Raw genomic sequence first — 1,205 nt, 5'->3', positions numbered from 1 at the left:
TTTAGCTTCTGACAAAATTCATCCCACGTCTCAAAGCGTAGCGTGAGCGTGGTCAGAAGTTACCGCAAGAATAGTGGAGCCTTTATAGTTGGCAGTCTGTGAGTTAAGGGTTAAATCTTTTTGTAGTAAGGCTCCACTATTCTAAGGTTTCATCTCCGGGATGAATTTTGTGCAGGGTTTTTGTTGCTCATCTCAGGAGTGTCTTGGTTTTCAATGTACTTTTTAAGAGTAGAAATAGTAACGCCACCACAACTAGCAATAAAGTAAGAACTATTCCACTTGTGCAGGTTTTTTGTAGTAAATTATGGCTAGTTGTTCACCAAATTCTACTCTTATTTTTCGGCTTGAGACACTCTTCAATAGACATCTCCAAAAATTAACCTCAAACCCTTGCACTGCCTGGGTCAAAACCGAGTGTCTGGAGATGTCTAATGAGTTAACCAGTTTACTCAGGTGAATGTCAGGGTGATACTGGAACAGCAGGTTAACATGGTCTTTTTCCCCATCAAGGCTAACAAGCTGACATTCTTGTTGTTGAAGTAAGTTTTCAAAAATTTCATGTAAACGGCTAATCATCTCACCAGTAAAGACTTTGCGACGATACTTGGTCGTCAAGACGAGATGAGCTTTAAGGTCACAGACAGACCGACCCTTGGATAAAAAGTCATTCTTCATAACAATCCTGCTGTTGTCTGCTATAATCAGTGTAGCTTAAAAGTTAACACCAATGAAATACACGTATCAATATCGACTATATCCAGAGACTCAACAAACACTCACACTGAACCAGTGGCTGCGAGTTGGTCGATATTGGTATAACCGGATGTTGGGTGAGCGTTTTGATTGGTGGCAGAAAAATAGATGTCCGGTCAATGCCTGTCCATTAATCTGTTACCTTCCGGAGCTTAAAGATCAGCCCAATTTCTACAGCCATAAAAAGCAACTTCCAGTTATCAAGAAAGACTTGGTTAAGATTGGATGGTCTGGAGAGTTGATAGACTTTACTGAGGTTTATTCAACTGTTTTGCAAGATGTCTGTACAAGAGTAAAAAACGCTTTTAACAGGTTTATAGCAGATGACAAAAATGGTAAACGCAGTGGCAAGCCTCGATTTAAGAATGTTGCCAGATATCGGACGTTAAACTTTCCAAATGCTGATAATTCTTGGTTAAAGTTCTGTACTGTTAACGGAAAATGGTTGTTTG

1 protein-coding gene and 1 pseudogene are annotated in these 1,205 nt (G+C 39.8%); one reads left to right on the top strand and one right to left on the bottom strand.

Annotated elements, in window-relative coordinates; genetic code table 11:
* Nucleotides 1–149 precede the first annotated feature (149 nt).
* A pseudogene (tnpA, locus tag F6K38_RS42480) lies at nucleotides 150–675 on the bottom strand (IS200/IS605 family transposase).
* Nucleotides 676–727: 52 nt separating this feature from the next.
* On the opposite strand from tnpA, the gene F6K38_RS42475 reads away from it, so the two are divergent.
* The coding region (locus F6K38_RS42475; RefSeq protein WP_287360899.1) for a helix-turn-helix domain-containing protein at nucleotides 728–1,205 on the top strand (478 nt) is incomplete at its 3' end.

This window comes from Moorena sp. SIO3B2 (assembly GCF_010692525.1).
Taxonomy (GTDB): domain Bacteria; phylum Cyanobacteriota; class Cyanobacteriia; order Cyanobacteriales; family Coleofasciculaceae; genus Moorena; species Moorena producens.
The sequence above is the reverse complement of the archived record's forward strand: the minus strand, read 5'-3'. Positions and strand labels throughout refer to the sequence as shown.